Origin of the sequence: Chryseobacterium sp. SIMBA_029, from assembly GCF_046535275.1 — a bacterium.
In the GTDB taxonomy this organism is placed as follows: domain Bacteria; phylum Bacteroidota; class Bacteroidia; order Flavobacteriales; family Weeksellaceae; genus Chryseobacterium.
The window spans coordinates 1-282 of record NZ_JAWRXA010000200.1 but is presented as its reverse complement, the minus strand read 5'-3'; the positions used below and the strand labels follow the sequence as shown (position 1 = coordinate 282).

At 33.7% G+C, this 282-nt stretch carries 1 pseudogene; it reads right to left on the bottom strand.

What is annotated here, in order from left to right:
* Positions 1-282: pseudogene (locus tag SB679_RS23815) on the bottom strand (outer membrane protein assembly factor); the annotation flags it as partial.

Here is a 282-nt window from a genome sequence, read left to right as displayed (position 1 = left end):
TACTGTCATTGGGAGAAGATATTCCCCCTTGTCTTAGAGAGTCTCTTGCCTTTACAATACTAAAATTGTTCATAGACATAAGATTCCTTTTGGTAACATCCAGTTTCTTTTGGTCAAAAACCTGTTTACTGTCAGCAATAATTGTCCTCCATAAAGATGATGTCTTATAATTATTGTTCATCTTATGGAATCTTATTCTTCTTAAACTATCCTTAACCGTGTTTTTAGGATAATCACCAGGTTCATCTACAATGGCAACATCTATATTTCCAAAAGTAGCCA